Source organism: Streptomyces acidicola, from assembly GCF_009377235.1.
Classification (GTDB): Bacteria; Actinomycetota; Actinomycetes; order Streptomycetales; family Streptomycetaceae; genus Streptomyces; species Streptomyces acidicola.
This window is the reverse complement of record NZ_VMNX01000110.1, coordinates 1-22,966: the sequence shown is the minus strand read 5'-3', so window position 1 is coordinate 22,966 and position 22,966 is coordinate 1. Positions and strand designations below refer to the sequence as shown.

Below are 22,966 nucleotides of genomic sequence, written 5' to 3'. Positions count from 1 at the left end.
AGGGGGTTTCGGGGCAAGAGACCGCCAAGAAAGTGCAAGGAGATGCGCAAGGCGGCATTCTGCTCGAACTGCCGCTCGAGGGACGGGAGTTGAGTGCGAGCAACACTACCCGTACGGGTGGTTCCTCGGAAAGTTCCTGCAACGGGTGGGGAATTTGTGAATGTCCTGTAACCCGTGCGCGGTCCATGCCCGCTTGTGGATCTTACGGCACATGCGGCGCACCGCTGCGCGGGGTGCGTTGCGGAACGGTAGCGGAGAGCCTTCGGATTGCCCGTGGCGGGGCGTCAGCCGACGGCGGCCGCAGTCAACTTGGCGATGCGCTCCGTGTCGCAGACGCGCGGGCAGCTGGGGCAGGTGTTCTCGGGGCGCAGCGTGTAGAACATGCAGCAGCTGACCCGGTCCCGGGTGGGCAGTGACTCGCCCTTCGGGCCCGTCAGTTCGCGGAAGGCCGCGGCACCCACGTACGGCTTGGTCGTGCCGGGCAGCAGCAGTTCCAGCTCGCGCTGTGCTCGCTCCTCCTCGCCGAGCAGCTGGGCGACGTACCAGATCCCCTCGACGGCCTCGTCGGTCGCCATGCCCCACAGGGCGCGCCCTCGGCGCCGCATGCGCGGGCCGAAGCCGCCGAGGACCGGTTCGACGTGCTCGGCGATCGCCGCCCGCACCTCGGCCCGCAGCGCCTCCTCGTCCGGTACGACCCGCGCGCCGGGCAGGCCGGCCGCCGGATCGCCCGGCAGGCACGCGAACGCGCCGACCCGGACGGCCAGGCGGCCCTCGGTCCGCTGGAAGGTGACGTGCTCCACGGGGAAGCGGGGTGCCCGGCGTGCCAGGAACCACGGGACGGTGAACAGCAGACCGGCCGGCCATGCGTAGCGGTGCAGGCCGAAGCTTGCGATGACGTCCGGGCGCGCCTTCTGGCCGTAGTCCCGCAGTACCTGCTCGTCGTCCCAGGCGAGGAAGGCGTCGAGGCCGGCCCCGCCCTCCGCGAGCCGCGCGACCGGGACCCAGCCGTCATCCCGCGGTGTCTCGTCCGCGGGGGAGAGCTCTGTCACCTCCAGGTGCGGATACACCTCGGCGAGCCGGGTGTACGCATCCGTGACCGGCGACACGGCCGGTGCTGGGAGCGGCATGGGGAACCCCGTTTCGCGGTCGTCGAGCCCGGCCGTAATCAAAAGGTAAGGCTTACCTTACCTGAACTGGTCGATATTTGAACTGACGCTCGGTGCGCTTATCGTGCTTAACGACCCGTAACAACCGCTGTGGCAATCCCGAGTACCCCACCCACCATCGACCCGGAGGAGAACCCGTGGAGCAGGCCGGACCGCGCCCGCGCGACCCGCAGGGCTCCACCGGTATCGACACCGACAGCGACAGCGACATCGACACCGGGACCGACGCGGACATCGGGATCGAGGCCGCCTCCGGGGCCGAGCCCGGGTTCCCCGTAGCGCGCGGTCGGGCCGCACGGGTGCCGGAGCAGCCCGGCGTGGCGGACGCGAACCGGGCGCGGGGGCTCGCCCCGGGCGCCGGGCATCCCGCGCGGGGCGACACGGTCCGGGGTGAGCACACCCACAGTGAGCCGCCCATTCCCCGTCCGGTCCTCCAGCGGGCCTCCGTCCGCGGTCAGATACTCGACGCCCTGCGGGCCGCGCTCGCCGCGGGGGAGCTCACGCCGGGCGAGGTGTACTCGGGGCCCGCGCTGGGCGAGCGTTTCGGGGTGTCCGCGACCCCCGTGCGCGAGGCCATGCAGCAACTCGTCGTGGAGGGCGCCGTCGAGGTCGTGCCCAACCGCGGCTTCCGCGTCGTCGAGCGCGGCGCCCGCGAGCTGGCCGAACTCGCCGAGATACGGGCGCTGATCGAGACGCCCGTCGTGCTGCGCCTGGCCCGCACCCTGCCCGCCGAGCGCTGGGCCGAGCTACGCCCCCTCGCGGAGGAGACGGCCCGGGCGGCGGCGTCCGGCTGCCGGGCGACGTACGGCGAGGCCGACCGGGCGTTCCACCGTGCGGTACTCGCTCTCGCGGGCAACCAACAGCTCGTGCGTATCGCGGACGACCTGCATCGTCGCTCTCAGTGGCCGTTGGGGGGCGAGCCGGCGCGCTGCCGCGCCGAGCTGATGGCGGACGCCGCTGTGCACCTTGCCCTGCTTGACGCGCTGACGGCACAGGACTCGGGTGCCGTGCAGGCGCTGTTGCAGAAGCACTTCTCTGGCGTGTGAGTGCGCCGCCGGGAGCGCCATAGGGGTTCGGATGGCTTCCGGGCCGCGGGTTGTGTGTGGTTGCTCGCGCCCACGCGGCGGAGCCGCATAATGTCACCGCCCCGCGCCCCTCTTCCGGGGCGCGCCCTCACACAGTCAGTTGCCCCTCAAGCCGTTGCCGCCGGTGGGGTCAACTGGCGTGCCAGCCACGTCGGTACGCCGCCCAGCAGTCGGAACAGGCGGGTCGCCTCCGCCCTCAGGCGAGTCGCCTCCGGGTCCGTCTCCGCGTCCGCCAACGACGCGAGCGCCGGGGCCGTGCCGACGAGGTAGCCCAACTCCTCGCGGATGCGCAGGGATTCGGCGAAGCCGTGGCGGGCCTCGGCCAGTTCGCCGTCGCGGAGAGCCAGTCCCGCGAGGTGGCGCCAGGTGAACGAGAGCAGCAGCGGGTCGTCGTGGGCGGTGGCGCCGGCGTGGGCGCGGCGGTAGGCGGCACGGGCCGCCTGCGGGGAGCGGGCCAGGTTCTCGGCCAGAAGGCCACGTCGGAAGTCGAGCAGGGCTCGGCCCGGTGCGCCCGGAGCGATCAGGGCCGCCGCCCGGCCGAGCGCCGCACGGGCCTCGTCCGCCCGGTCTCGTACGCCCAACAGGGTTGCCGCGTATGCCAGTTGGCCGCGTTCGCAGGCCGCCGCGCCCCGCTCGTCGTCGCTCTGGGCCTGCGCCTCGGCCGTGCGGAGCGCGTCCTCGGCGTCCTCCCAGCCCTGCTCGGTGTAGAGGCAGCGCTCGACGAGGAGCGCGGCCCGCTGGAGCGAGGCCGCCGGTGTGGTCGGCTGGAGCAGGGCCGCCGCGTCGGCCCAGCAGGCGCGCGAGCGCAACCGCCATACCGCGGTCTGGAGCGGATCGTCATCCGCGGTCGTTCCCGTACCAGACATGGCGGGATGCGCCACGTTGCCCTCCCCGAGCGCGCCTTCGAGCTGTTGAGTGGTGGCGGCATCTCAGCACGGATCGAGGTACCCGGCCAAGGGGTCGGGTGAAGGATTTCACAAAGTCATGGGGTGAGACGGGGCGCACGGACGGCACCGCGTGCCTCCCGCCGTGCACCCCCGTGACCTCAGCTCATGCGCAATGCCAGGAAAAAATCAAGCTTGTCCTCAAGGCGCGAGAGGTCCCGGCTCGTCAACTGCTCGATGCGTCCCACCCGGTACCGCAGCGTGTTGACGTGCAGGTGCAACCGGGTGGCGCAGCGCGTCCAGGAGCCGTCGCAGTCGAGGAACGCCTCCAGGGTGGGGATCAGTTCGGCGCGGTGGCGGCGGTCGTAGTCCCGGAGGGGGTCGAGGAGGCGGGCCGTGAACGCACGGCGGACGTCGTCCGGGACGAACGGGAGCAGAAGCACATGGGACGCCAGCTCCTGGTGGCCCGCCGCGCACACCCGGCCGGGCCGCGCCGCCGCCACCCTGCGCGCGTGCCGCGCCTCCTCCAGCGCCCCGCGCAGCCCCTCGGCCGAGTGAACCGCCGCGCTCACACCGAGCGTGAGCCGCCCGTCGTCGTTCAGGCCGGCCGTCAACGGGACGCGCACGGCCTCCAGGAGCGCTTCGGCGACGACACCGGACTCGGAGCCGTCGTGCTCGGAGGAGACCGCCGGGAGCGGGACGAGCGCGACCGCCTCGCCACCGGTGTGGGCGACGGCGATGCGGTCGGCGTGCTCGGACCCGGCCGCAGGGGGGCCGACGAGGATCTCCTCCAGCAGCGCCTGCGCCACCGGCCCGCCGGCGGTGTCTTCGCCGTCCGCGCCGTCCCACTCCACACGGGCCACGACCACCTGCCAGTGCGGGGCCGCTCCCAGGCCGGGCAGCAGCACCGGAGCCGCCACCCGCAGCCGGGCCGCGATCTCGGCGGGCGCGGCACCCGCCTGCACCAGCTCCAGCACCTCCTGGGCGAGCCGCCGCCGTACCGTACGGGCCGACTCCCGCCGGTCCCGCTCGACCGCGATCAGCTGGGTGACCCCGTGCAGCAGATCGAGCCGCTCCTCGGCCCAGTCCCCGGCGTCCGCCTCGACCGCGAGCAGCCACTCGGAGAGCACGGTCTCGCGTACGTCCCGGGCGGTGGCCGCGGCCTTGCCGGTGCCGCGGACCGGGAACAGCGAGTACGTCGTCGTGCCCACGGTCACCCGGTGCGGTGCGCGCCGGCCCGAGCGGGTGGCCGCGAGGTGCTCGGCGGCGAGCCGCGCGCACACGTCGGCGGGCAGCGCGGGCCCGCCCACCCTCGGGCTCGCGACGAGCCGCCCGGTGGGGGACAGCACCCACGCGCCCAAGTCCAGGTCGGAGCCGAGCAGGTCAAGGACCACGTCCGGACCGCCGCCCGCCGGTCCCGAGGTCATCATCCGGCGGTGCCGGTCCACCACGGCCGCCAGGTCACCGGCCCGCTCGCCCGAGACCTGCCGGACGACGTGCTCCGTGATCGTCGCGAAGGCCACCGACTCGCTGACCGCGAACAGCGGCAGCCGATGCCGGGCGCAGGCCTTGACCAGGTCCTCCGGTACGTGCCCCAGCTCGGCCTCACCGGCGGCGACCGCCGTGACCCCGGCGCCCACCAGGATCTGTACGAAGGGCTCGGAGTCCGCGGCGTCCCGGCGCCACGCGAGCCCGGTGAGCACCAGCTCGCCGCCCGAGAGGTAGCGGCTGGGGTCGCGCAGGTCCGTGGTCATCACGCCGCGGACGGTGCGGTCCAGCTCGTCCTCGCCACCGAGCAGCCGCAGGCCCAGCGCGTCGGTGTCCAGCAGTGCGCGCAGCCGCATGTGTCTTCGCCGCCGTTCTTGTCGGGTCGTCGTGTCCGGAAATCTACGTTCGATCACGGGCGGGGCGCCCGGCGGGGGGTGTCCCGCGTGGGACCGGAGGGAGTGCTTTCCGGCTGCCTGGGTGGTGTCCTGGGGGTTTCCGCGGCCGTACTCACTGTTTCCCGGGGAAAACGGTGAGGTTACCGATGGCCTGCGTTCATACGAATCTACAAGATGGCCGCTCTGGCCAGCCAACTCCTTCATGTTTTCCGTGACTGACCCCGGCCGGGCACAGCGCTGTGTACTGGTTCCGTCCCACGCGAACAGCCCCCGGACGAGCCGGGCCGCCCGCACACGATCTGGCTCAAACGAAGCGGCCCACGAGACGAAGAAGAGAGCCGGTCATGGACTTCCTTCGCCCCGCCAGCTGGGAGGAGGCGCTCGCCGCGAAGGCCGAGCACCCCACCGCTGTGCCGATCGCGGGCGGCACCGACGTGATGGTCGAGATCAACTTCGACCACCGCCGGCCCGAGTACCTCCTCGACCTCACCCGCATCGGCGACCTCTACGAGTGGGAGGCCGGCGAGCACAGCGTCCGGCTCGGCGCCTCGGTCCCGTACACCAGGATCATGGAGAACCTGCGCACCGAACTGCCGGGACTCGCCCTCGCCTCCCACACGGTCGCCTCCCCGCAGATCCGCAACCGCGGCGGCGTCGGCGGCAACCTCGGCACCGCCTCCCCGGCCGGCGACGCCCACCCGGCCCTCCTCGCGGCCGGAGCCGAGGTCGAGGCCGAGTCCGTACGGGGCACACGGCGCATCCCGATCGACGCCTTCTACACGGGCGTGAAACGCAACGCCCTCGCGGCCGACGAACTGATCCGCGCGGTGCACATCAACAAGGCGGACGGCCCGCAGCAGTTCTCGAAGGTGGGCACCCGGAACGCCATGGTGATCGCCGTCTGCGCCTTCGGTCTCGCCCTGCACCCCGAGACCCGCACGGTCCGTACCGGCATCGGATCGGCCGCACCCACGCCGATCCGCGCCACGGCCGCCGAGGAGTTCCTGAACGCGGCGCTCGACGAGGACGGCCTCTGGGACAGCGGCCGGATCATCACCCCGTCGGTCGCCAAGCAGTTCGCGGAACTGTGCGCGGCCGCCTGCAACCCGATCGACGACGTCCGCGGCACCGCGCGCTACCGCCGCCACGCCGTCGGCGTCATGGCCCGCCGCACACTGATGTGGACCTGGGAGTCGTACCGCGGCAACGCCCGCACCATGGAGGGAGCTGCCTGATGCGCGTCAACTTCACGGTCAACGGCCGTCCGCAGCAGGCCGACGACGTGTGGGAGGGCGAGAGCCTTCTGTACGTACTGCGGGAGCGGCTGGGACTGCCCGGCTCCAAGAACGCCTGCGAGCAGGGCGAGTGCGGATCCTGCACCGTACGGCTCGACGGCGTGCCGGTGTGTTCGTGCCTCGTCGCGGCCGGGCAGGCCGAGGGGCGCGAGATCGTCACGGTGGAGGGGCTCGCGGAGCACGCCCGGCAACGTGCCGGCGGCGAGGACGCGTGCGGGACCTCGCTGGACGAGGCCAGGCGGTGGTCGCCGCGAGGACCCGGCTCCCAGAGCGACGAGGGCAGCACCTCCCCGCGTGCGACGCTCGCCCCCCTCCAGCAGGCGTTCATCGACGCGGGCGCCGTCCAGTGCGGCTTCTGCACCCCCGGCCTCCTCGTCGCCGCCGACGAGATGCTGGAGCGCAACCCGAACCCCACCGACGCGGACATCCGCGAGGCCCTCTCGGGCAACCTCTGCCGCTGCACCGGCTACGAGAAGATCATGGACGCCGTCCGCCTGGCGGCGGCCCGGCAGGGAGAGGAGGCCTGAGCACATGCCCACGAACGGCGCTCCCACGAGGATCACCCAGGGCTCGCACACCAGAGGCGGTATCGGCGAGTCCACGCTCCGCCCGGACGGCACCCTCAAGGTCACCGGCGAGTTCGCGTACGCGTCCGACATGTGGCACGAGGACATGCTCTGGGGCCAGATCCTGCGCTCCACGGTCGCGCACGCCGAGATCGTCTCCATCGACACGAGCGAGGCCCTCGCGACACCGGGCGTGTACGCCGTCCTGACGTACGACGACCTGCCGACCGAGGTGAGGCATTACGGCCTGGAGATCCAGGACACCCCCGTCCTCGCCCACGGCAGGGTCCGCCACCACGGCGAGCCCGTCGCCGTCGTCGCCGCCGACCACCCGGAGACCGCGCGCCGCGCCGCCGCCAGGATCAGGGTGGAGTACCGGGACCTGCCGGTCATCACGGACGAGGCGTCCGCGACTGCCCCCGCCGCCGTCCTCCTCCACGAGAACCGCACCGACCCCCACGCGGCGCACGTCCGGCACCCGAACATCGTCCACCGCCAGCCGATCATCCGCGGCGACGTGGAACGGGCCCGCAGGCGCGCCGACGTGATCGTCGAGGGCGAGTACGTCTTCGGCATGCAGGACCAGGCGTTCCTCGGCCCCGAGTCGGGCCTCGCGGTCCCCGCCGAGGACGGCGGCGTCGACCTGTACATCGCCACCCAGTGGCTGCACGCCGACCTCCGCCAGATCGCCCCCGTCCTCGGCCTGCCCGAGGACAAGATCCGGATGACGCTGTCCGGCGTCGGCGGCGCCTTCGGCGGGCGTGAGGACCTGTCGATGCAGATCCACGCCTGCCTGCTCGCCCTGCGCACGGGCAAACCGGTCAAGATGGTCTACAACCGCTTCGAGTCCTTCTTCGGACACGTCCACCGCCACCCGGCGAAGCTGTACTACGAGCACGGCGCGACGCACGACGGCAAACTCACCCACGTCAAGGCCCGCATCGTCCTCGACGGCGGCGCGTACGCCTCCTCCTCACCGGCCGTCGTCGGCAACGCCGCCTCGCTGGGCGTCGGGCCGTACGTCATCGACGACGTCGACATCGAGGCCGTCGCCCTCTACACCAACAACCCGCCCTGCGGCGCCATGCGCGGCTTCGGCGCGGTCCAGGCGTGCTTCGCGTACGAGGCACAGATGGACAAGCTGGCCGCGCGGCTCGGCATGGACCCGGTGGAGTTCCGTCGGCTCAACGCGATGTCGCAGGGGTCCCTCCTGCCGACCGGGCAGGTCGTCGACTCCCCGGCTCCGGTCGCCGAACTCCTGCGCCGCGTCAAGGCGATGCCACTGCCACCCGAGCAGCAGTGGCTCGTGGCGGGCGAGGAGGCCGACGTACGCCAGCTCCCCGGCGGCCTGTCCAACACCACGCACGGCGAGGGCGTCGTCCGCGGGATCGGCTACGCGGTCGGCATCAAGAACGTCGGCTTCTCCGAGGGCTTCGACGACTACTCGACGGCCAGGGTGCGCCTGGAGGCCGCCGGCGGCGAGCCGGTGGCGACGGTGCACACGGCCATGGCGGAGGTCGGCCAGGGCGGCGTCACCGTCCACGCGCAGATCGCCCGCACGGAGCTGGGCGTCGCACAGGTGACGATCCTCCCAGCGGACACCCGGGTGGGCAGCGCCGGTTCGACCTCGGCGTCGCGCCAGACGTACGTCACCGGCGGCGCCGTGAGGAACGCCTGCGAGCTGGTGCGCGAGCAGATCCTGGAAAGGGGCCGCCGCAGGTTCGGCGCCCACCACCCGGCCTGGGCGACGGCCGAACTCCTCCTGGAGGGCGGCAAGGTCGTCACCGACGGCGGTGAGGTCCTCGCCGACCTGGTGGACGTGCTCGGCGACGAGGCCGTCGAGATCGAGCAGGAGTGGCGGCACCGGCCGACCGAACCCTTCGACCTGCGCACGGGACAGGGCTTCGGCCATGTGCAGTACTCGTTCGCCGCGCACCGGGCCGTCGTCGAGGTCGACACCGAGCTCGGCCTGGTCAAGGTCATCGAACTGGCCTGCGCCCAGGACGTCGGCAAGGCGCTCAACCCGCTCTCGGTCACCGGCCAGATCCAGGGCGGCACGACTCAGGGGCTGGGCGTGGCCGTGATGGAGGAGATCATCGTCGACCCGAGGACGGCGAAGGTACGGAACCCCTCCTTCACGGACTACTTGATCCCCACGATCCTCGACACGCCCACCATCCCCGTCGACGTGCTCGAACTCGCCGACGACCACGCCCCGTACGGGCTCCGCGGCGTCGGCGAGGCCCCCACCCTGTCGTCGACTCCGGCCGTACTCGCGGCCATCCGGAACGCGACGGGCCTGGAGCTGAACAGGACGCCGGTACGCCCGGAGCACCTCACGGGCGGGTGAGCCCTCCGGTTGAGCCCTCTGGGGAAGGCGTCCGGGGGCGGCCCCCGCGGGCGAAAAGGAAGAGGAGACCGAGAGATGCTGGACATCGCCGAAGAACTGCACCGGTGGGTCGAGCAAGGACGTGACTTCGCCGTGGCCACCGTCGTGGCCGTCGCCGGCAGCGCACCCCGCCGGCCGGGCGCCGCCCTCGCGGTGGACACCGACGGCACGGCCATCGGCTCGGTCTCCGGCGGTTGCGTGGAGGGCGCCGTCTACGAGCTGTGCACCCAGGCGCTCCAGGACGGCGAGCCCGTCCTCGAACGCTTCGGCTACAGCGACGAGGACGCCTTCGCCATAGGCCTCACCTGCGGCGGCACCATCGACATCCTCGTCATGCCGGTCCGCTCCGGCGACCGGGCCCGCCCGGTACTCGCGTCCGCCCTGTCCGCCGCCTCGCGGGGCGAGGCGGCGGCGGTGGCCCGGATCGTCTCCGGGCCGGCGGACCTGATGGGGCGCGGGCTCCTCATACGGTCCGACGGCGCGTACGGCGGCGCGCGCGAGGGCGCGTACGAGGGCGGCTTCGGCGCCCACCCCGAGCTGGACCGCACGGTCGCGGCCGAGGCGGGCGCCTTCCTGGACGCCGGCCGCACCGGCACCCTGGAGATCGGAGAGCAGGGCTCGCGCTGCGGAGCACCGCTCACACTCCTGGTGGAGTCCTCGGTCCCGCCGCCCCGGATGATCGTCTTCGGCGCGATCGACTTCGCGTCGGCACTCGTCCGCATCGGCAAGTTCCTCGGCTACCACGTGACGGTGTGCGACGCCCGCCCGGTGTTCACGACCGCGGCCCGCTTCCCGGAGGCCGACGAGGTCGTGGTCGAGTGGCCGCACACCTACCTGGAGCGCACCTCGGTGGACGCCCGCACGGTCCTGTGCGTCCTCACCCACGACGCCAAGTTCGACGTACCGCTGCTGAGGCTCGCGCTGCGGCTGCCCGTGGCGTACGTCGGCGCGATGGGCTCCCGTCGCACCCACCTCGACCGCAACCGGCGCCTGCGCGAAGCCGACGTCACGGAACGGGAACTGGCCCGCCTCCGCTCGCCCATCGGCCTTGACCTCGGTGCCCGCACCCCGGAGGAGACGGCCCTGTCCATCGCCTCCGAGATCATCGCGAACCGGCGGGGCGGCAGCGGGGTGCCACTGACCGGTGCGCACACGCCGATCCACCACGACGCGACCTCGGACGCAGCGGCGCGGGTCGCGGCGGGACGTATCGGTTCAGTGGCCTGAGCGGCCCGCGACCCGCTCGGACGGGAACCGGTACACGTACACGTCGAGTCCGGGTCGCGCCCTCAGGGCGCCGGTTCCTGCCGCAACAGACCGTCCACCGCCCGCCCGAACATCCAGAGGGCCGCGCGCCTCAGGGGCCGGTCGAAGGCGCGGGGCAGGAGGCGCACCGACAGGTCCTCGCGCCAGACGACCCGGGATCCTCCGGCGCCGTACGGGTGGACCTCGATCTCCGCCCATCCGGTGACGAACTCTCCCTGTTTGGCCAGACGGCACAGGGCAGTCAACGTGGCCCCTGCCGACGGCTGCCAGGTCACGACCTCCATGGGGTCGTCGAAGGCGAACGGGCCGATGCCGGAGCGGGCCACGAAGACCGTGCCCTCGCGGGTCGGCGGAGGAGTGCGCACGGTGACGCGGGTCAGGGGGACCACGTCGGCGTGGCGTTCCCAGTCCGTGAGGCGGAGCCAGGCCTGGTCGACGGAGAGCGGGGTGATGCGTTCCAGGACGAAGAGGACCACGACGTGATCGTAGGCAATTCTGGACCGTCGTTGGCGTTGCGCCAGCGCAGGTAACGGTGCAGTTCACGGGTCTGAACGGTGTGGTCTGCACGGTGTGGTTTGGATGGTTGGAGTTGGCGAGGGCGAACTGCCGTAGCGGTCCGAAGTACGCCTCGATCGGGTTTGCCCAGGAGGCGTTCGTCGGGGTGAAGCACAGCTCAACCTTGTGCTTCTTCGCCCAGGCGCGGATCTTCGTCCCCTTATGCGCTGAGAGCTTGTCCAGGATCAGGTAGATCGGCGCGCCGTCCGGGCGCGCCGACCTGTTCGACTTCAGGGCGGCCAGAGTGTTGGCGGTGCCCTTGTGGCGCCGGTTGATGCCCCCAGCCGATGCGGATCACCCGGCCATGCACCTTGCGCAGGTGGGCGGCGAGCTTGCGTAACGACCAGCGGGTGAACGGCTGGCTGAACCTGGCCGGGCGGGTGGTGGCCGTCGCCACGACGAAGTCCTCGGCGTCATGACGGAGCAGGCGGGGACGGCCTCCCGCCCACCGAGGGTCCAGGCAGGCCAGACCGATCTCGTTGAACCCGGTGGATCACGTCGCGGACGGTGTCCTCGTCGGCCTGGACCAGTTGGGCAATCACCGGAACGCGGTTCCCGCCGGCCGAGGCCGGCAGCATCATCGCGCGCCGGTAGCGCACCGAGTTGGTGCCGCCCCGGCGCACGATCTGCTGCAGCTTCTGCCCCTCCTGGCCGGTCAGCCTGCGCACACGGACAGGCTGGGCCACCGCACCTGAAGCGGTCAGATCGGATGTCACCACACATCCAACCGTCACGATCACCCCGTGCCGATCACGGACGTGACCAATCTGGTCAGGAATTCACGGATGGCGGGAGCGGTGGCGCGGGCGAGGTCCACGGCAGTCTGGAGGTCGTCGCCGATCGGGATCGTGGCCAGTTGTCCGTTGGGGAGGGTGTCGGCGGCCTCTTCGGCAAGAGCGGTGGGGTGGCGTGGGTCGGTGCCCGGGAAGATGAGTGTCGGCACGGTGATCGTCGCGAGTTCGTCGACGCTCCGGAAAGAACGGTCATGGCCGATAGCGGCTGCGGCCACGATGCTGGCGGGGTCCGATCGGGGGATGGCGTCGCGCACCATGTCACCGACAACGGGAGGGAAACTGGCGAGGATGGGCTCCCAACCCGCTTCAATGCCATCAGCCTCGACGCGGGCGGCGAACGCGTCGAGGAAGCGGATCTCGGCCTTCTTGGCCTCGTCGTCCTCAATGTCCTCAACCCCGATGAGCACGGCCGCCCGGACCCGGTCCGGGTATGCGGCCGCCGTCCGAAGCGTGATCGTGGAGCCCAAGCCTGCGCCGGCGAGTACGGCACTGGAGAGACCGATGTGGTCCAGGAGCCACGTTACGTCCTCGACATACTGGGCCCAGGTATAGCGGGCCGGGTCCTTGCAGACCGACCGGCCGTAGCCTCGCAGGTCAGGCAGTACGACCGTGAAGCGATCGGCAAGCCGTTCGGCCAGGGGAAGCATGCTCTTGTGGTCAGGGCCGCCGGCATGCATAAGAACCAGGGCCTGCCCCTCTCCGGTGACGGTGGCGTGCAGGGTGCAGTCGTCGGCCGCCTGGTAGCTGATCTCTTCCATGAGCCGAATGTAGAGCGGCCACACCAGCGTTCGGTACGCCTTAATCCGCCGACAGATATCGCGATCCCGCCACTCTCGACGTCACCGCGCATCCAACTGCCCGCCCCTACCGCCAACCCGGACCTATGCGGTCACAGCGCTAGATACCCACCTGACTCCGCACGCCAGCAATCGCCTTCCCCCAGGAATACGCCTTGGGATTCCCCTGCTTGGGAGGATGCGACGCGTACCCGTCCCGACCGTCGAGAACCAGGACGCCCTGCTCACGCAACGCAGCGATCGACCTCGCCACCGCTGGCTGCGCGCCCTGCGCCTGGTTGAAGTACGGCATCGCCACGACCGGCACGCCCATATGGACAGCCTCCGACGGAATGCCGATCGCCACGGTGTCCGCAATCCCCGCCCCCCACTTGTTCAGCGTGGTGCACGACATGGGAGCCACCAGCATCGCGTCGGCCTTCGGCAAGACGTCCGTCTCCCACGGCAGCTTGTACCGCGACCGCACCGGGTGCCCGGTCAGGTCAACGAGCTCCTGCATGCGCGGCTCCCACCACCGCGCTGCGGACGGCGTGAGGATCAAGCACACGTCCCAGCCGTCGGTCTGAGCGGCGCGCACGCCGTCGTCGATGTACTGGGTGGGCCCTGCGGCGCAGGCGATCAGATACAGAACCGGGGTTGTCATGCGCGGAGTCCACAGCGTCCGGCCAGCGCACGCAACTCGCCCCCAGGGTTGGGGGTCGCTCCGACGACGTCCTTGACCAGGCTCACCGTGTCCGGCCTGCCCCGCACCTCCTCCGGTGCCAGCTCATCAGCCTTCAGAAGTTCCTTCGCCGCGAATTCCTTGCGCCGCGTCAAGAGCGAAGCGCGTGCCATGGCGACGTGATGACCGGCCTGCCGCTCCCGGCTCATACTGCCCAGCGCCTCAGGGTTTAGTTCGTCGGCCGCTTTGAGCGCCGACCAGCCGTCCTCGAAACGCAGCTGCATGTCCACCCGGTGCAGTCCCACGTTGGTCGGACCGAACATCGTCCAGTCCATGTTGAGATCCGCTCCCTGCCGGTCGGCGACGTCGGCCGCCTCATCGACGTGCCCGCTGGCCGCGCGCACCCGCGCCGTCGTGCGCTCCTGCGACGAGGCGGCGAGGGCCGCGGACAGGTACAGCATCCCGAGGGTGGACAGGCCGAGCGAGCCTCGCTCAGTCAGCCCGTCTGCGAGGTGCCGAGCGGCGGCGGTCGCGAACTCGACAGCTGCTTCGGGCCGCTGCTGGTACACCAGACTCTTCGCAACCCTTCGGGCCGCAGCCCCGATCTGGACCGGATCACCGGACCGCTCTGCAGCGGCAAGCGCCCGATCCGCGGCGAGCGCAGCCTGAATCGCCATCGGCTGCCCGTACTTGTGCAGGTACGACGTCGTCAGCTGGTAGACGCGGAGAGCACGGCCTCTGCGTCAGACTGCTCTCCGGCAGCGGCGCTGTGTGCTGCCTGCCCAGCGCCGACAATCAAGGAAGGCAACTCACGGGCGAGCGTGGAGTAGTGGCAGGCCTGGAAGGCTTCGCAGCAGTAGACGAGCCGTCGCTGGAGGACAGTCAGCGCGGGCGGCTCGGTCAAGGCCGCGGGACTGTACAGGGCGTCGATGACGCCGAGGGCCTCGGCGGGCGGGACGCTGCCTGCCGGAGGCTCGGGGGTGCTGTCGATCAACAACTGCTCCAGGGGGATGCGCAGGACGTCGGCCGCGCGCACCAGTACCGACAGGCGGGGGTCTTGCTGTCTTTGACCGCCTTCGAGGGATTGCACCCAGCGTTTCGTCTGGCCCATGAGCTGACCGAAGTCGGTCTGGGTGTAGCCGCGCCGCTCTCGCCAGTAGGCGATACGGCGGCCGATTCCAGTGTCCATGCGTGCCCCCGGTGCAAGGCACACACTTTGTGTGCCCGGCTCCGGTGTACCACGTCCTACGGTCCCGTGTGTGAGACAGATCACCTGGACCGTGGAGGCGTGAGCGATGGAGCCGACAAGCAGCAGCGTCGAAGCCCTCGACCTATTACCGCTGCCTGATCTGGCCCGCTGGTCCGAGTATCAGATCCGCGGGACGGTCTGCGTGTGGGACGGTGCCACCCTTGGCCCCACTGCCGTCAGCCTCGGCCAACTCGACGTCGACGGCCGCACCGGCTTCCCTCGCGTCTGCCGCCCCTGCATGCGCGCCCACGTCACCGGATCTGACGCCACGCACCGGGCCATGTGCGAGCAGTGCGTCGACGACCAGGCCGTGGGCAGCGACGCCGGGTGCGACACAGGCCGAGCACTGCGCCGCCTCGTCCTGGAGTACGGGCGGTGATCCAGCGGCCCCTCACCGAGGCAGAGACCCAGTACTGGGAAACCTGGGGCGAGCTGCTCGACCACGGCGCCGGATGCACCACCTGCCGAACCCAGCTGTGCCCCGAGGGCGCCCGCCAGGAACAGGCACACAAGGACGCGAAAACCCAGCTCAGCGCGGAGAGGGCGAGGGCTCGATGACCTGGAAGCGGCCGGAGGGCATCATCCCCGCCAAGGACATCCCGCCCGCCCCGCGAGGCATCGGCGGCTATTGCTGGGCCACACACTCCAGCAAGGGCGTGCACTGCACCATGCCGATCAGGCACTCCGGAGGGCACTGGCACCCGTACACCAAGACGAGCTGGTAACCCGTCGAAGCCCCCTGCTGCTGGCGCCGCCGACCGCCGGCAGCAGGAAGGACCGCCCCGGCTCCCCAACCCTGGACAGGCCGAGTAGCCGGGGCGGTCGCAAGTGCATTTCTCCACACATCCGCCTCAGATCAGAGGAGATGAGCATGACTGCACCCGTCATGGCACCAACTGTCGAGAAAACACCCGGCACTCCCCAGTTCCTATGGCTCGACCTCACACGCCAGTGTCAACTGAAGTGCAGCCACTGCCACAACGGCTCCGGCCCGGACGGTGCGCACGGCTCTATGACCGCCGAGGACTGGACGCGCGTGCTCGACGAAGCCGCCGCGGTTGGAGTCTCCCGAGTGCAGTTCACCGGGGGCGAGATCACCATGCACCCCGACGCGCCGACCCTGATCGAGCACGCGCTGACGCTCGGCCTGAAGGTCGAGGTCTACAGCAACCTCGTCCACGTGGATGCCGACTGGTGGCAGTTGCTTCGGCAGCAGGGCGTCAGCCTGGCAACGTCGTACTACGGCGGGGAAGCCCAACACAACGCGGTCACCGGGCGACCGAGTCACGCCCGGACCCGAGCGAACATCGCGAAGGCGGTGTCAGAGAAGATCCCGATCCGGGTGTCCGTTGTCTCCGACCCCTCCGACACCGGCGAAGCAGTGAAACGGGACCTTCAGACCATGGGCGTACGGGACGTGCGCGTCGACCACGTTCGGCCGTTCGGGCGCGCGGCGGACGGACAGAAGCCGTGCACGGACGGCCTGTGCGGGCGGTGCGGTGACGGGCGCGCGTCCATCGACCCGTACGGCCAGGTCTCGCCCTGCGTCTTCTCGACATGGATGGGCGTAGGCAACGTCCAGGACACGCCCCTGGCGGCTATCCTCGACGGCCCCGAGATGGCACAGGCCAACGCGACGATCCGGCAGGGTCGGCGCCTCGGCGTCTCCCTCGGCTGCGGCCCCAACAGCCCATGCGGCCCCGACAACCAGGACAAACCCTGTAGCCCCGACACCGACGACGAGTGCGGTCCGGGAACCCCCGGAAGTGACTGCACCCCGAGGAACTGAACGGAGCATGGACACCGATCTCCCCGAAGACGCGATCCTCCCCCTGATCCGGGAGCACACGGGCCCGGTCGCCGAGATCCGACGAACCGCGCGCGGCTTCAGCTCGGATCTGACGGCCATCGTCGACTGCGCGAAGGGCCCCTACTTCGTGAAGGCCATGCGCAACCGCCCCGGCGGCCGGCGGAAGTCCCTCATCAGGGAACGGCAGATCAACGCCTACCTTGGGCACATCTCGCCGCCCCTGCTGTGGGACGTGGAGGCCGAAGACTGGCTGGTCCTGGGATTCGAAGCGGTCGACGGCCGGTCGTCCGACTTCGCGCCCGACTCGCCGGATCTCCCCCTGGTGGTGGATGCCCTCCGGCAGATCGGCCGGCTGTCCCTCCCGGAGATCGCCCGAGACTGGACCGAGACTCGATGGGACCCGTTCACCTCGGACAGCTCGGAGGCCGAGCTGTTCAAGGGGGACTCGCTTCTCTACACGGACATCAACCCGAGCAACATGCTCGCAGAGGGGCGACGCGTGTGGGCCGTGGACTGGTCGTGGCCGACCAGGGGAGCGGAGTTCATCGATCCTGCGCTTCTGGTCATCCAACTCATCGCGGCCGGACACACCCCGGCGAGCGCGGAGAAGTGGGCGGCCCATTTGCCCGCGTGGCACAAGGCCGATCCGGGGGCGATCGATGCCTTCGCCGCCGCCAACCTGCGCATGAGCCGTGCCTTCGCCGAGCGGAAGCCGGATGAGGACTGGCTGAAGGCCATGGTCGAGACGGGCCGGTCATGGACCGAACACCGCGGCGTGACAGCTGGTTGACCCCAAACCGCCCCGCTCGTCCGCTCCCCCCGTGGCGGATGGGCGGGGCTTTCCGATGAGGGCCGCGACGCGTCGGCATCTTGATGTGGGGGAACCGGTAGGCGACCGCTTCCTGTGCGAGCAGCCTGCAGTGGGGCGGTGGCAGAGCGGCCGGGAGCGCGTACGCGTATCCGGCCGTCAGACGCCAGCCACCCCCACCACTCCTGTCCTTGCGGATCTCGAAGTCCATCGCACCCCTTGAGCTGGGGTGTTGCGACGATCACTAGAACTCAAGAAACCCGGTGGGGGCCTTCCCCTGCTCAGGCCGGTCTCCCCACCGGGCACCGTGCAGGTAGCCGAGAGGCGCGTCTCAGGCGCGCGCGGGGATACACGCCTGCCCCTCTCGTGGCCGCAACTTTACGTCGGCGCTGCGAGTAGTCCAGTCCCTCGTATGGGTGACCGCATCCATGATCGCGTGGGGATGTGGCATCTGAGTGGCATTCGATCACGAAAGAGGCCTCCCGTTCGAATAAACGGGAGGCCTGTCACCTCTCTGACCTGCTACGCAGTCAGTGCCCCCGGCAGGATTCGAACCTGCGACACCCGCTTTAGGAGAGAGGCTGGGGCCTCGGGCCGGTGACCTGCGAATGCGTGGGTCAAGCTGAGGACATGGCGGCGTCGGCTAGCCACCCTCATTGACCGTGGCTGCCCCCTGCATCTGGCACGGTTGTGGCACGCGACCTCTTCGTGGCCCGATGTACTGCTGAACTGCTGCGATGGTCCGTAGGGGCCTCGCCGTGACCACTGCACCAGGAGCTCAGGTGCTGGGCTGTCCTTCTGGCGCAGTGCCCTTCACCGACTCAGGGACTGCTTGCGACCGTTCTAGGCGCCGCTGACGGGCACGTGCCACGCGAGCCGGGGACTGAAACAGCTCGTTCAGCACCTCATCCATGAGTGTCAATATCTCTTCGGCCGCCTCGTGATCAACTGGGGTGAGATCGCCGTGGGCTACCTCATTGCCGCCGAAGCGCACTTCGTGTGCTGCTTCCTTGATGTGCCCACGAAGTAGCCCCAGTTTGTGGAGCTCATCGATCTTCGCGATCAGGCTCCCTTTGGTGACACCCTTCTCCTTCGCGGATGCCTCGACCACTGCACGGGCAAGTGCCACGGCAGCTCGGTCAGCCTTGATGGTCAGGCAGTCGTGCGCCTCAACCGCGAGCGACTCGATGGCTGCGGGCACATCTGGGAACGTCCTGTTGGACTTCGCCGGCGGAAGCCATCGTGGTTGCCGGGCCTGAGGGTGGCCCCAGAGATCAGAAGGTGCGCCATCCCAATCGTTCGTAGGCTGGAAGTCGGTCCATCCGTAGGCGAGGACTAGCCGGCCGCAGTTGGCACATCGATAGGCTTCGAATCCCACGTTGAGATGGCTGCTCTGATCGGTGACCACCTCGGCACTGCCGACAGGTCTCATGTGAGCCAGCCGTCCGCACCATCCGCATGTCGTGCTCGCCATAGTCGGAGACTAGTGCGCAACGCCACGCTGGGCATGAGATTTTCACCGTTGTGCTCGCTACCAGAGCAAACGCTCCTCGTTCCGACAGCTTGGGAGCCATCAGCTTGGGAAGCTGTGATCATTTGCGCCCCGTTTGGGCGTTGACCTGGGAAAACAGTCTGGGATGCAGTCTCTGCGGGCTGTCAGTTTTCACCGTGACTCCCCGTTGTTCCCCGCTGGATCTGGTGCAGTTGTGGTGCGGGGGCCCGGCCTGGATTTCTGGCAGCCACCCGTCCCAGCCCACGACGACGGCCCGCGTCAGGCTCAACAAGTGATGCCAAGTTCCTCGCGGATTCTCATATGCTCGCGAGGAAGTTGGTATGAGCAGTCCATTGGGGGGCACGGAGCCGCATGGCCGACGAGATCAAGTACGAGTACAAGACCGTGCAGACAGTTCGCGGCACCGACGGCTTGGTGATCTCGAGGTTGCAGAAGGATGGCTGGGAGCTCGTGGAGCAAGCCCAGGGCACGCTTCGCTCGACCCTCAACTTTCGCCGACCGAAGAAGCCGCAGCCGTGGCTCCTGATCGGCACGGTGGCCGCCGTCCTCGTGACCCTGGCCATCGTCATCGGCGCTGCCTCTGCACTCAGTGGCGGAGGCGAGAAGAAGGACGAGTCAGACAAGTCGACAACCGCTGCTAGCGAGAAGCCTTCCGCTACGCCGACTCCGACCGCGGCCGAGTCGGCTGCCACTACGGTGATCACGCCTCAGAACAACCCGGAGTTCGCGGCGCTGCTGAAGGCGGACTACTGCGACGACGCGAACCTGGACTTCGCGAACAGGCACGAGGGCCAGGCGATCGCGTTCAACGGCTCGATTGTGAACATGGCGCCCCACGGCGATTACGACACCCGCTACGACTTCCTCCTGGGCCCAGGCGACAAGGGGCCGAACACGACGGCCGGCCCGGCCTTCAAGTACGAGGACGTAAACATCCCTGACCTGAGACTGACCGGCAAGGAGATCCCCGCCACCGTCGCCGCAGGCGACAAGTACCGCTTCGTCGCCAAGGTGGGCGAGTTCAACGCGGACCAGTGCCTCTTCTTTCTCGACCCGGTCTCGACGGAAGTCCGGTAGTCAAGAAGGGCAGCCGCGTCATCACCGGACTAGGGTGCCCGGCCGATCAGCTCCGTCATCAGCATCGTCCTGACAGCCTGCATCGGAGGGACTGAGCCTGCGGTCACGGCTCCGGAGGACGCTTCAGGCTCCTACATTTACGCAGGTCACGCGTTGATGATCGGCCCATAGATTGCGATCCGTCCACAGGTAGTCCACGGAACGGTCAAAGAGGCTGTGAGGTATAGCTCACGTCCGTATGGGGTGTGCTCCGGACCCGCGTGGCGCGAACAGTGACCGTAGCTGGACACCGTCCATCGCCTTCCGTAGCCCGGCCCTCGTCTACTGGGCGTGGTCGGCGGCCAAGGATTTTGGCCTGGCGTCGAGGGGTCGCCTGCCTTCCACCCAGTGTGCCGGGATGGGGGCCGAGAGCAGAATCCGTAGGCCCGTAGAGACGACAAAAGCCCCCGGACACCCAAGGGTGCCGGGGGTTCTTCTTGCCTCGCGGCGGCGTGTAAACGCCCTGTTGCCCGCGCAATTTGGCTCGCCAGGGGCGGTCACCCCTAGCATGTCGCCACGATGTCAGCAGGGGAGAGGTTCGGGGGCACAGGGTGATCATCGCCGGGTATGTTGGTTCTAACGACTTCTGGAACACCAGTATCGGTGCCGTGGTCGGCATCGCTGTTGGCGCGTTGGGTTGCTGGGCGGCGTTGAGATCCAACAATCCTAAGAAGCGGATCGCCTGGGACGAGCGCAGTAATCAGAGCCTAGTTCCGGAGACCTCCAGCGGCGCGCCATCTCCCATCACAATTACACACTCAGCTTCTGCCTCGGGGCCATTGACCGAAGCCAGGCTAATCGAGTTGAAACTGCGCAATGCGGGACGCCGGGATATAGTACAGGGTGACTTCACGCTCAACGACGACTCGTTGATTTTCGACTTTGGTGTGCCTATCGAGGGCGTGGTTGATGTCACGACGAAGCCCGATTCAGCTCCCCGGCCAGATTGTGCCATTAGCGGGACAGAGCTGAAGATCAAGCGATGTCCCATTCAAAAGGGTCAAGAACTGACCTACTCCGTTTTGGTCAACGGGTCAGAGCAAGCAGTAAAGATTAAGACCGCCGCTCTCCTCAACACTCCCGTGAAGAGGGAAGACAAGAAAGCCAGAGAGCGGCGACGGTTGTTGACATTCGGCGCTCTAAATATTGTGATTGCGGCGGCGGCGGCCATCTACAGTTTCACCCAGCCCACCAAGAGTGAGCTGAAAGAACACTTTCAGGCCTGCCGCTACTGGGACGTCCACGATCCGGCCCGAGCTAAGAAGGAATGCCCGGAAATCAAGAAGCCGTAGGGGATAGTGCAACTGGCCTCGGGGGAGAAGAGATGAACACAGCCGCGGGGGCGGTTGCTGAGGTTGCGGTACCTGGCTGCTGTACCGCAGGATCCAGACGGGGGTGACCATGGAACGGCATGTGCTGGAATCGCTGTTGGCCGGTGATGACGAGGCGTCCGTGATAGCTCTGGCCACCCTCCGCAGCGGCGCCACCTACTGGGTGGCAGACCGGGCACAACCCGCTGGCGCGCATGCCGGAGTCTTCAATCGCCGACTTCAGCGCATGCGGATGCACGGATTCGAACCTCTTGGGCTGGGACGAGCAGTGCAGCTCATCCGTGAACATGGCCAGCCCGTGCGCACAGGGCTGATCGATGCCGTCGATCGGACATGGACCACCCTGCTCTTCCTCACCGAGGACGGCAGCGCACTAGTGGCCTGTGCCGGCTGGCCGCTGCCGCTGGTTGCCAGGAAGCCACCGCTTTAGGAGTTCGATCGCCCTGCGGAACGGCGTGCCGAAACGGGGCTCGGTGGTGACTTGTCCATCCGGCTACGGCCGCTTCGATGCGCCGTTGTTCGCGGCCGTTGATGTCAGCTCGCCGACCTATGCGCTGATGGGCAACTCTCGTGCCTGCTGGCGGGCTTCGGCCCTCAGGTCCTTGAGGCGGCCGTGGAACGCGTTGTGGCGGTTCTGGTCGAGGTTCAGCGGCAGGTCGAGTTGAGAGATGAGCTCCGACTCCATGGTCCAGGGCTCGCCATGCTCGATCCAGCACACTCGGGCGTTCTCCGCCATCCACTGACTGAGGGCGGCTTCCCCGGCCTTGCCGAAGGTCATGCGCTTGCCGCTGCCTACGCGGCGCAGTTCAAGTCCGAGCAGGCAGCCGAGAGTGAGCCGCAGCGTCGAACCGGCTGCGTTGCCTCGGTAGTGGTACCGCACACGCTTCCTCAGGTTCTGCGTGCTGGTCCGATTCGCCATGTACCGCGGGGCTATGCCTACGTAGAGCAGGCGCCCGGTGGCCAGGTTCTGGTGGGGTGCCTGCTCGAAGTGCCATCCGTAGACCCCTGCTCTCGTTGGAACGGGGCTCGGACGCGCCAAGACCTCCTGCGCTGACCACAGTCGGTCGGGACTGGCGAGAGCAGTAGCTTCCATGAGGCCTCCAAGTGCGTCACGGCGGACGGTCGCAGGCTACTGGCTGACACCGGCAGCCTCTTGGCTGCGAGGGACATCAGCTTGGGAAGCTGAGGTGATCTAGGGCTCACTCTGGTGCTGACCTGCGACGGAAGGGTGTCGAGGCCCAGAGGCGGGTCCGCTGATTCCCCAGTGTTCCCCGCGGTTCCCCTTACGATCTGGCACGCGTCTGGCACGGCCTCCTCGTCCCGAACTACTGGCTGGGTGGTCATTAAGGGCTCTTGTCGGTTGGCTGCGGTCATGGTGATTGCTGTACTCCGCTGCTGTGCTGCATCCAGCACCGGGCGCTTGGAGGAGATCGGGTGCAGATGTATGTGGCTGTCGAGCCGGTCTCGGCGGCCTCATGGTGCATGATGCGGCGTCGCTAGCGATCTAGTCCATGGACGTGGTGCACAGCACCCGTTGGGCGCTGTCATCTCGTTCTTCACCACGAGGCCGTGGCGGAGGGCGCCAGATTCGGTAGATTCTGGCCACGCGATGGGATGAGCGCTAGCCTCGCGCTTTCACGCGGCAGGGCGTCCGGTGGTTGATCAGAAACGCGAAGAGTGCTCCTGACCTGCAACGATGGGACTTGTCTAGGGTCCAGGTCGTCGCGTGAAAGAAGCACTCTCCAGGTGAAGAAGCGTATCGGGTCCTACCCGCGTGTCCGTACCGAAGGCGGTGGTC

At 69.0% G+C, this 22,966-nt stretch carries 23 protein-coding genes, 1 tRNA gene and 1 pseudogene; 13 read left to right on the top strand and 12 right to left on the bottom strand.

Annotated elements, in window-relative coordinates:
* Window positions 1–284 precede the first annotated feature (284 nt).
* Window positions 285–1,127, bottom strand: a complete 843-nt coding sequence (locus FPZ41_RS26010) for a (2Fe-2S)-binding protein (RefSeq protein ID WP_152866113.1) — start codon at window positions 1,125–1,127, stop codon at window positions 285–287.
* A 272-nt stretch (window positions 1,128–1,399) separates the two neighbouring features.
* Between FPZ41_RS26010 and FPZ41_RS26005 the strand changes: the two genes are divergently transcribed.
* The gene (locus tag FPZ41_RS26005; protein ID WP_407698817.1) at window positions 1,400–2,212 is read left to right on the top strand and encodes a GntR family transcriptional regulator; all 813 of its coding nucleotides are present in this window, start codon (window positions 1,400–1,402) and stop codon (window positions 2,210–2,212) included.
* A 146-nt stretch (window positions 2,213–2,358) separates the two neighbouring features.
* Here the strand turns inward: FPZ41_RS26005 and FPZ41_RS26000 are convergent, their stop codons facing one another.
* A complete protein-coding gene (locus tag FPZ41_RS26000; protein ID WP_322620729.1) occupies window positions 2,359–3,132 on the bottom strand; it encodes a hypothetical protein in 774 nt (257 codons plus the stop codon).
* Window positions 3,133–3,296: 164 nt separating this feature from the next.
* Window positions 3,297–4,979 carry a PucR family transcriptional regulator gene (locus tag FPZ41_RS25995; protein WP_152866112.1) on the bottom strand — a complete coding sequence of 561 codons (1,683 nt, stop codon included), beginning with the start codon at window positions 4,977–4,979 and terminating at the stop codon, window positions 3,297–3,299.
* 383 nt (window positions 4,980–5,362) lie between these two features.
* Here FPZ41_RS25995 and FPZ41_RS25990 point away from each other — a divergent pair, with 383 nt between their 5' ends.
* From FPZ41_RS25990 to FPZ41_RS25975, 4 genes are all read left to right on the top strand, one after another.
* The gene (locus FPZ41_RS25990) at window positions 5,363–6,253 is read left to right on the top strand and encodes an FAD binding domain-containing protein (protein ID WP_152866111.1); all 891 of its coding nucleotides are present in this window, start codon (window positions 5,363–5,365) and stop codon (window positions 6,251–6,253) included.
* Window positions 6,253–6,840, top strand: a complete 588-nt coding sequence (locus FPZ41_RS25985; protein ID WP_152866110.1) for a (2Fe-2S)-binding protein — start codon at window positions 6,253–6,255, stop codon at window positions 6,838–6,840. The genes FPZ41_RS25990 and FPZ41_RS25985 overlap by 1 nt, the downstream gene beginning before the upstream one ends.
* Before the next feature lie 4 nt (window positions 6,841–6,844).
* Window positions 6,845–9,229, top strand: a complete 2,385-nt coding sequence (gene pucD / locus FPZ41_RS25980) for a xanthine dehydrogenase subunit D (RefSeq protein WP_152866109.1) — start codon at window positions 6,845–6,847, stop codon at window positions 9,227–9,229.
* 75 nt (window positions 9,230–9,304) lie between these two features.
* Window positions 9,305–10,495: an XdhC family protein gene (locus FPZ41_RS25975; protein WP_152866108.1), complete on the top strand. Its 1,191-nt coding sequence runs from the start codon at window positions 9,305–9,307 to the stop codon at window positions 10,493–10,495.
* Between the two features lie 62 nt (window positions 10,496–10,557).
* Here FPZ41_RS25975 and FPZ41_RS25970 read toward each other — a convergent pair whose 3' ends face one another.
* The 6 genes and pseudogenes from FPZ41_RS25970 to FPZ41_RS48610 all read right to left on the bottom strand — a co-directional run bounded on the left by FPZ41_RS25970 (window position 10,558) and on the right by FPZ41_RS48610 (window position 14,530).
* Window positions 10,558–11,010: an SRPBCC family protein gene (locus FPZ41_RS25970; protein ID WP_322620728.1), complete on the bottom strand. Its 453-nt coding sequence runs from the start codon at window positions 11,008–11,010 to the stop codon at window positions 10,558–10,560.
* Window positions 10,911–11,775, bottom strand: a pseudogene (locus FPZ41_RS25965) (helix-turn-helix domain-containing protein). Before FPZ41_RS25965 ends, FPZ41_RS25970 begins: the two are co-directional and overlap by 100 nt.
* Window positions 11,776–11,825: 50 nt before the next feature.
* Entirely contained in the window at window positions 11,826–12,665 is an 840-nt protein-coding gene (locus FPZ41_RS25960; RefSeq protein ID WP_322620727.1) for an alpha/beta fold hydrolase, read from the bottom strand.
* A gap of 115 nt (window positions 12,666–12,780) precedes the next feature.
* Window positions 12,781–13,323 carry a flavoprotein gene (locus tag FPZ41_RS25955; RefSeq protein WP_152866107.1) on the bottom strand — a complete coding sequence of 181 codons (543 nt, stop codon included), beginning with the start codon at window positions 13,321–13,323 and terminating at the stop codon, window positions 12,781–12,783.
* Window positions 13,320–14,018, bottom strand: a complete 699-nt coding sequence (locus tag FPZ41_RS48615) for a hypothetical protein (protein ID WP_228022978.1) — start codon at window positions 14,016–14,018, stop codon at window positions 13,320–13,322. Before FPZ41_RS48615 ends, FPZ41_RS25955 begins: the two co-directional genes overlap by 4 nt.
* Before the next feature lie 32 nt (window positions 14,019–14,050).
* Entirely contained in the window at window positions 14,051–14,530 is a 480-nt protein-coding gene (locus FPZ41_RS48610; protein WP_228022977.1) for a helix-turn-helix domain-containing protein, read from the bottom strand.
* A 106-nt stretch (window positions 14,531–14,636) separates the two neighbouring features.
* On the opposite strand from FPZ41_RS48610, the gene FPZ41_RS25945 reads away from it, so the two are divergent.
* The 5 genes from FPZ41_RS25945 to FPZ41_RS25930 all read left to right on the top strand — a co-directional run bounded on the left by FPZ41_RS25945 (window position 14,637) and on the right by FPZ41_RS25930 (window position 17,190).
* Window positions 14,637–14,969, top strand: a complete 333-nt coding sequence (locus tag FPZ41_RS25945) for a hypothetical protein (protein WP_152866106.1) — start codon at window positions 14,637–14,639, stop codon at window positions 14,967–14,969.
* A complete protein-coding gene (locus FPZ41_RS25940) occupies window positions 14,966–15,148 on the top strand; it encodes a hypothetical protein (RefSeq protein WP_152866105.1) in 183 nt (60 codons plus the stop codon). Before FPZ41_RS25945 ends, FPZ41_RS25940 begins: the two co-directional genes overlap by 4 nt.
* Window positions 15,145–15,315: a hypothetical protein gene (locus FPZ41_RS47270; protein WP_194236220.1), complete on the top strand. Its 171-nt coding sequence runs from the start codon at window positions 15,145–15,147 to the stop codon at window positions 15,313–15,315. The genes FPZ41_RS25940 and FPZ41_RS47270 overlap by 4 nt, the downstream gene beginning before the upstream one ends.
* Before the next feature lie 146 nt (window positions 15,316–15,461).
* Window positions 15,462–16,379 carry a radical SAM/SPASM domain-containing protein gene (locus tag FPZ41_RS25935; RefSeq protein WP_228022976.1) on the top strand — a complete coding sequence of 306 codons (918 nt, stop codon included), beginning with the start codon at window positions 15,462–15,464 and terminating at the stop codon, window positions 16,377–16,379.
* A 7-nt stretch (window positions 16,380–16,386) separates the two neighbouring features.
* Window positions 16,387–17,190, top strand: coding sequence for a hypothetical protein (locus FPZ41_RS25930; protein WP_152866104.1), 804 nt, complete (start codon window positions 16,387–16,389; stop codon window positions 17,188–17,190).
* Window positions 17,191–17,745: 555 nt separating this feature from the next.
* On the opposite strand, the gene FPZ41_RS25925 is transcribed toward FPZ41_RS25930, so the two are convergent.
* Together FPZ41_RS25925 and FPZ41_RS49955 are read right to left on the bottom strand one after the other, a co-directional pair.
* A tRNA-OTHER gene (locus FPZ41_RS25925) sits at window positions 17,746–17,812 on the bottom strand.
* A gap of 174 nt (window positions 17,813–17,986) precedes the next feature.
* Window positions 17,987–18,409, bottom strand: coding sequence for a DUF4145 domain-containing protein (locus tag FPZ41_RS49955; RefSeq protein ID WP_194236219.1), 423 nt, complete (start codon window positions 18,407–18,409; stop codon window positions 17,987–17,989).
* Window positions 18,410–19,072: 663 nt separating this feature from the next.
* Between FPZ41_RS49955 and FPZ41_RS25915 the strand changes: the two genes are divergently transcribed.
* The 3 genes from FPZ41_RS25915 to FPZ41_RS25905 all read left to right on the top strand — a co-directional run bounded on the left by FPZ41_RS25915 (window position 19,073) and on the right by FPZ41_RS25905 (window position 21,598).
* On the top strand, window positions 19,073–19,798 hold the full coding sequence (locus FPZ41_RS25915; protein ID WP_152866102.1) for a DUF4839 domain-containing protein: 726 nt from the start codon (window positions 19,073–19,075) through the stop codon (window positions 19,796–19,798).
* 590 nt (window positions 19,799–20,388) lie between these two features.
* Window positions 20,389–21,129: a hypothetical protein gene (locus FPZ41_RS25910; protein ID WP_152866101.1), complete on the top strand. Its 741-nt coding sequence runs from the start codon at window positions 20,389–20,391 to the stop codon at window positions 21,127–21,129.
* A gap of 109 nt (window positions 21,130–21,238) precedes the next feature.
* On the top strand, window positions 21,239–21,598 hold the full coding sequence (locus FPZ41_RS25905; protein WP_152866116.1) for a hypothetical protein: 360 nt from the start codon (window positions 21,239–21,241) through the stop codon (window positions 21,596–21,598).
* Between the two features lie 117 nt (window positions 21,599–21,715).
* On the opposite strand, the gene FPZ41_RS25900 is transcribed toward FPZ41_RS25905, so the two are convergent.
* Complete coding sequence (locus tag FPZ41_RS25900; protein WP_228022974.1) at window positions 21,716–22,087, bottom strand: GIY-YIG nuclease family protein; 372 nt, start codon at window positions 22,085–22,087, stop codon at window positions 21,716–21,718.
* Between the last annotated feature and the right edge of the window lie 879 nt (window positions 22,088–22,966).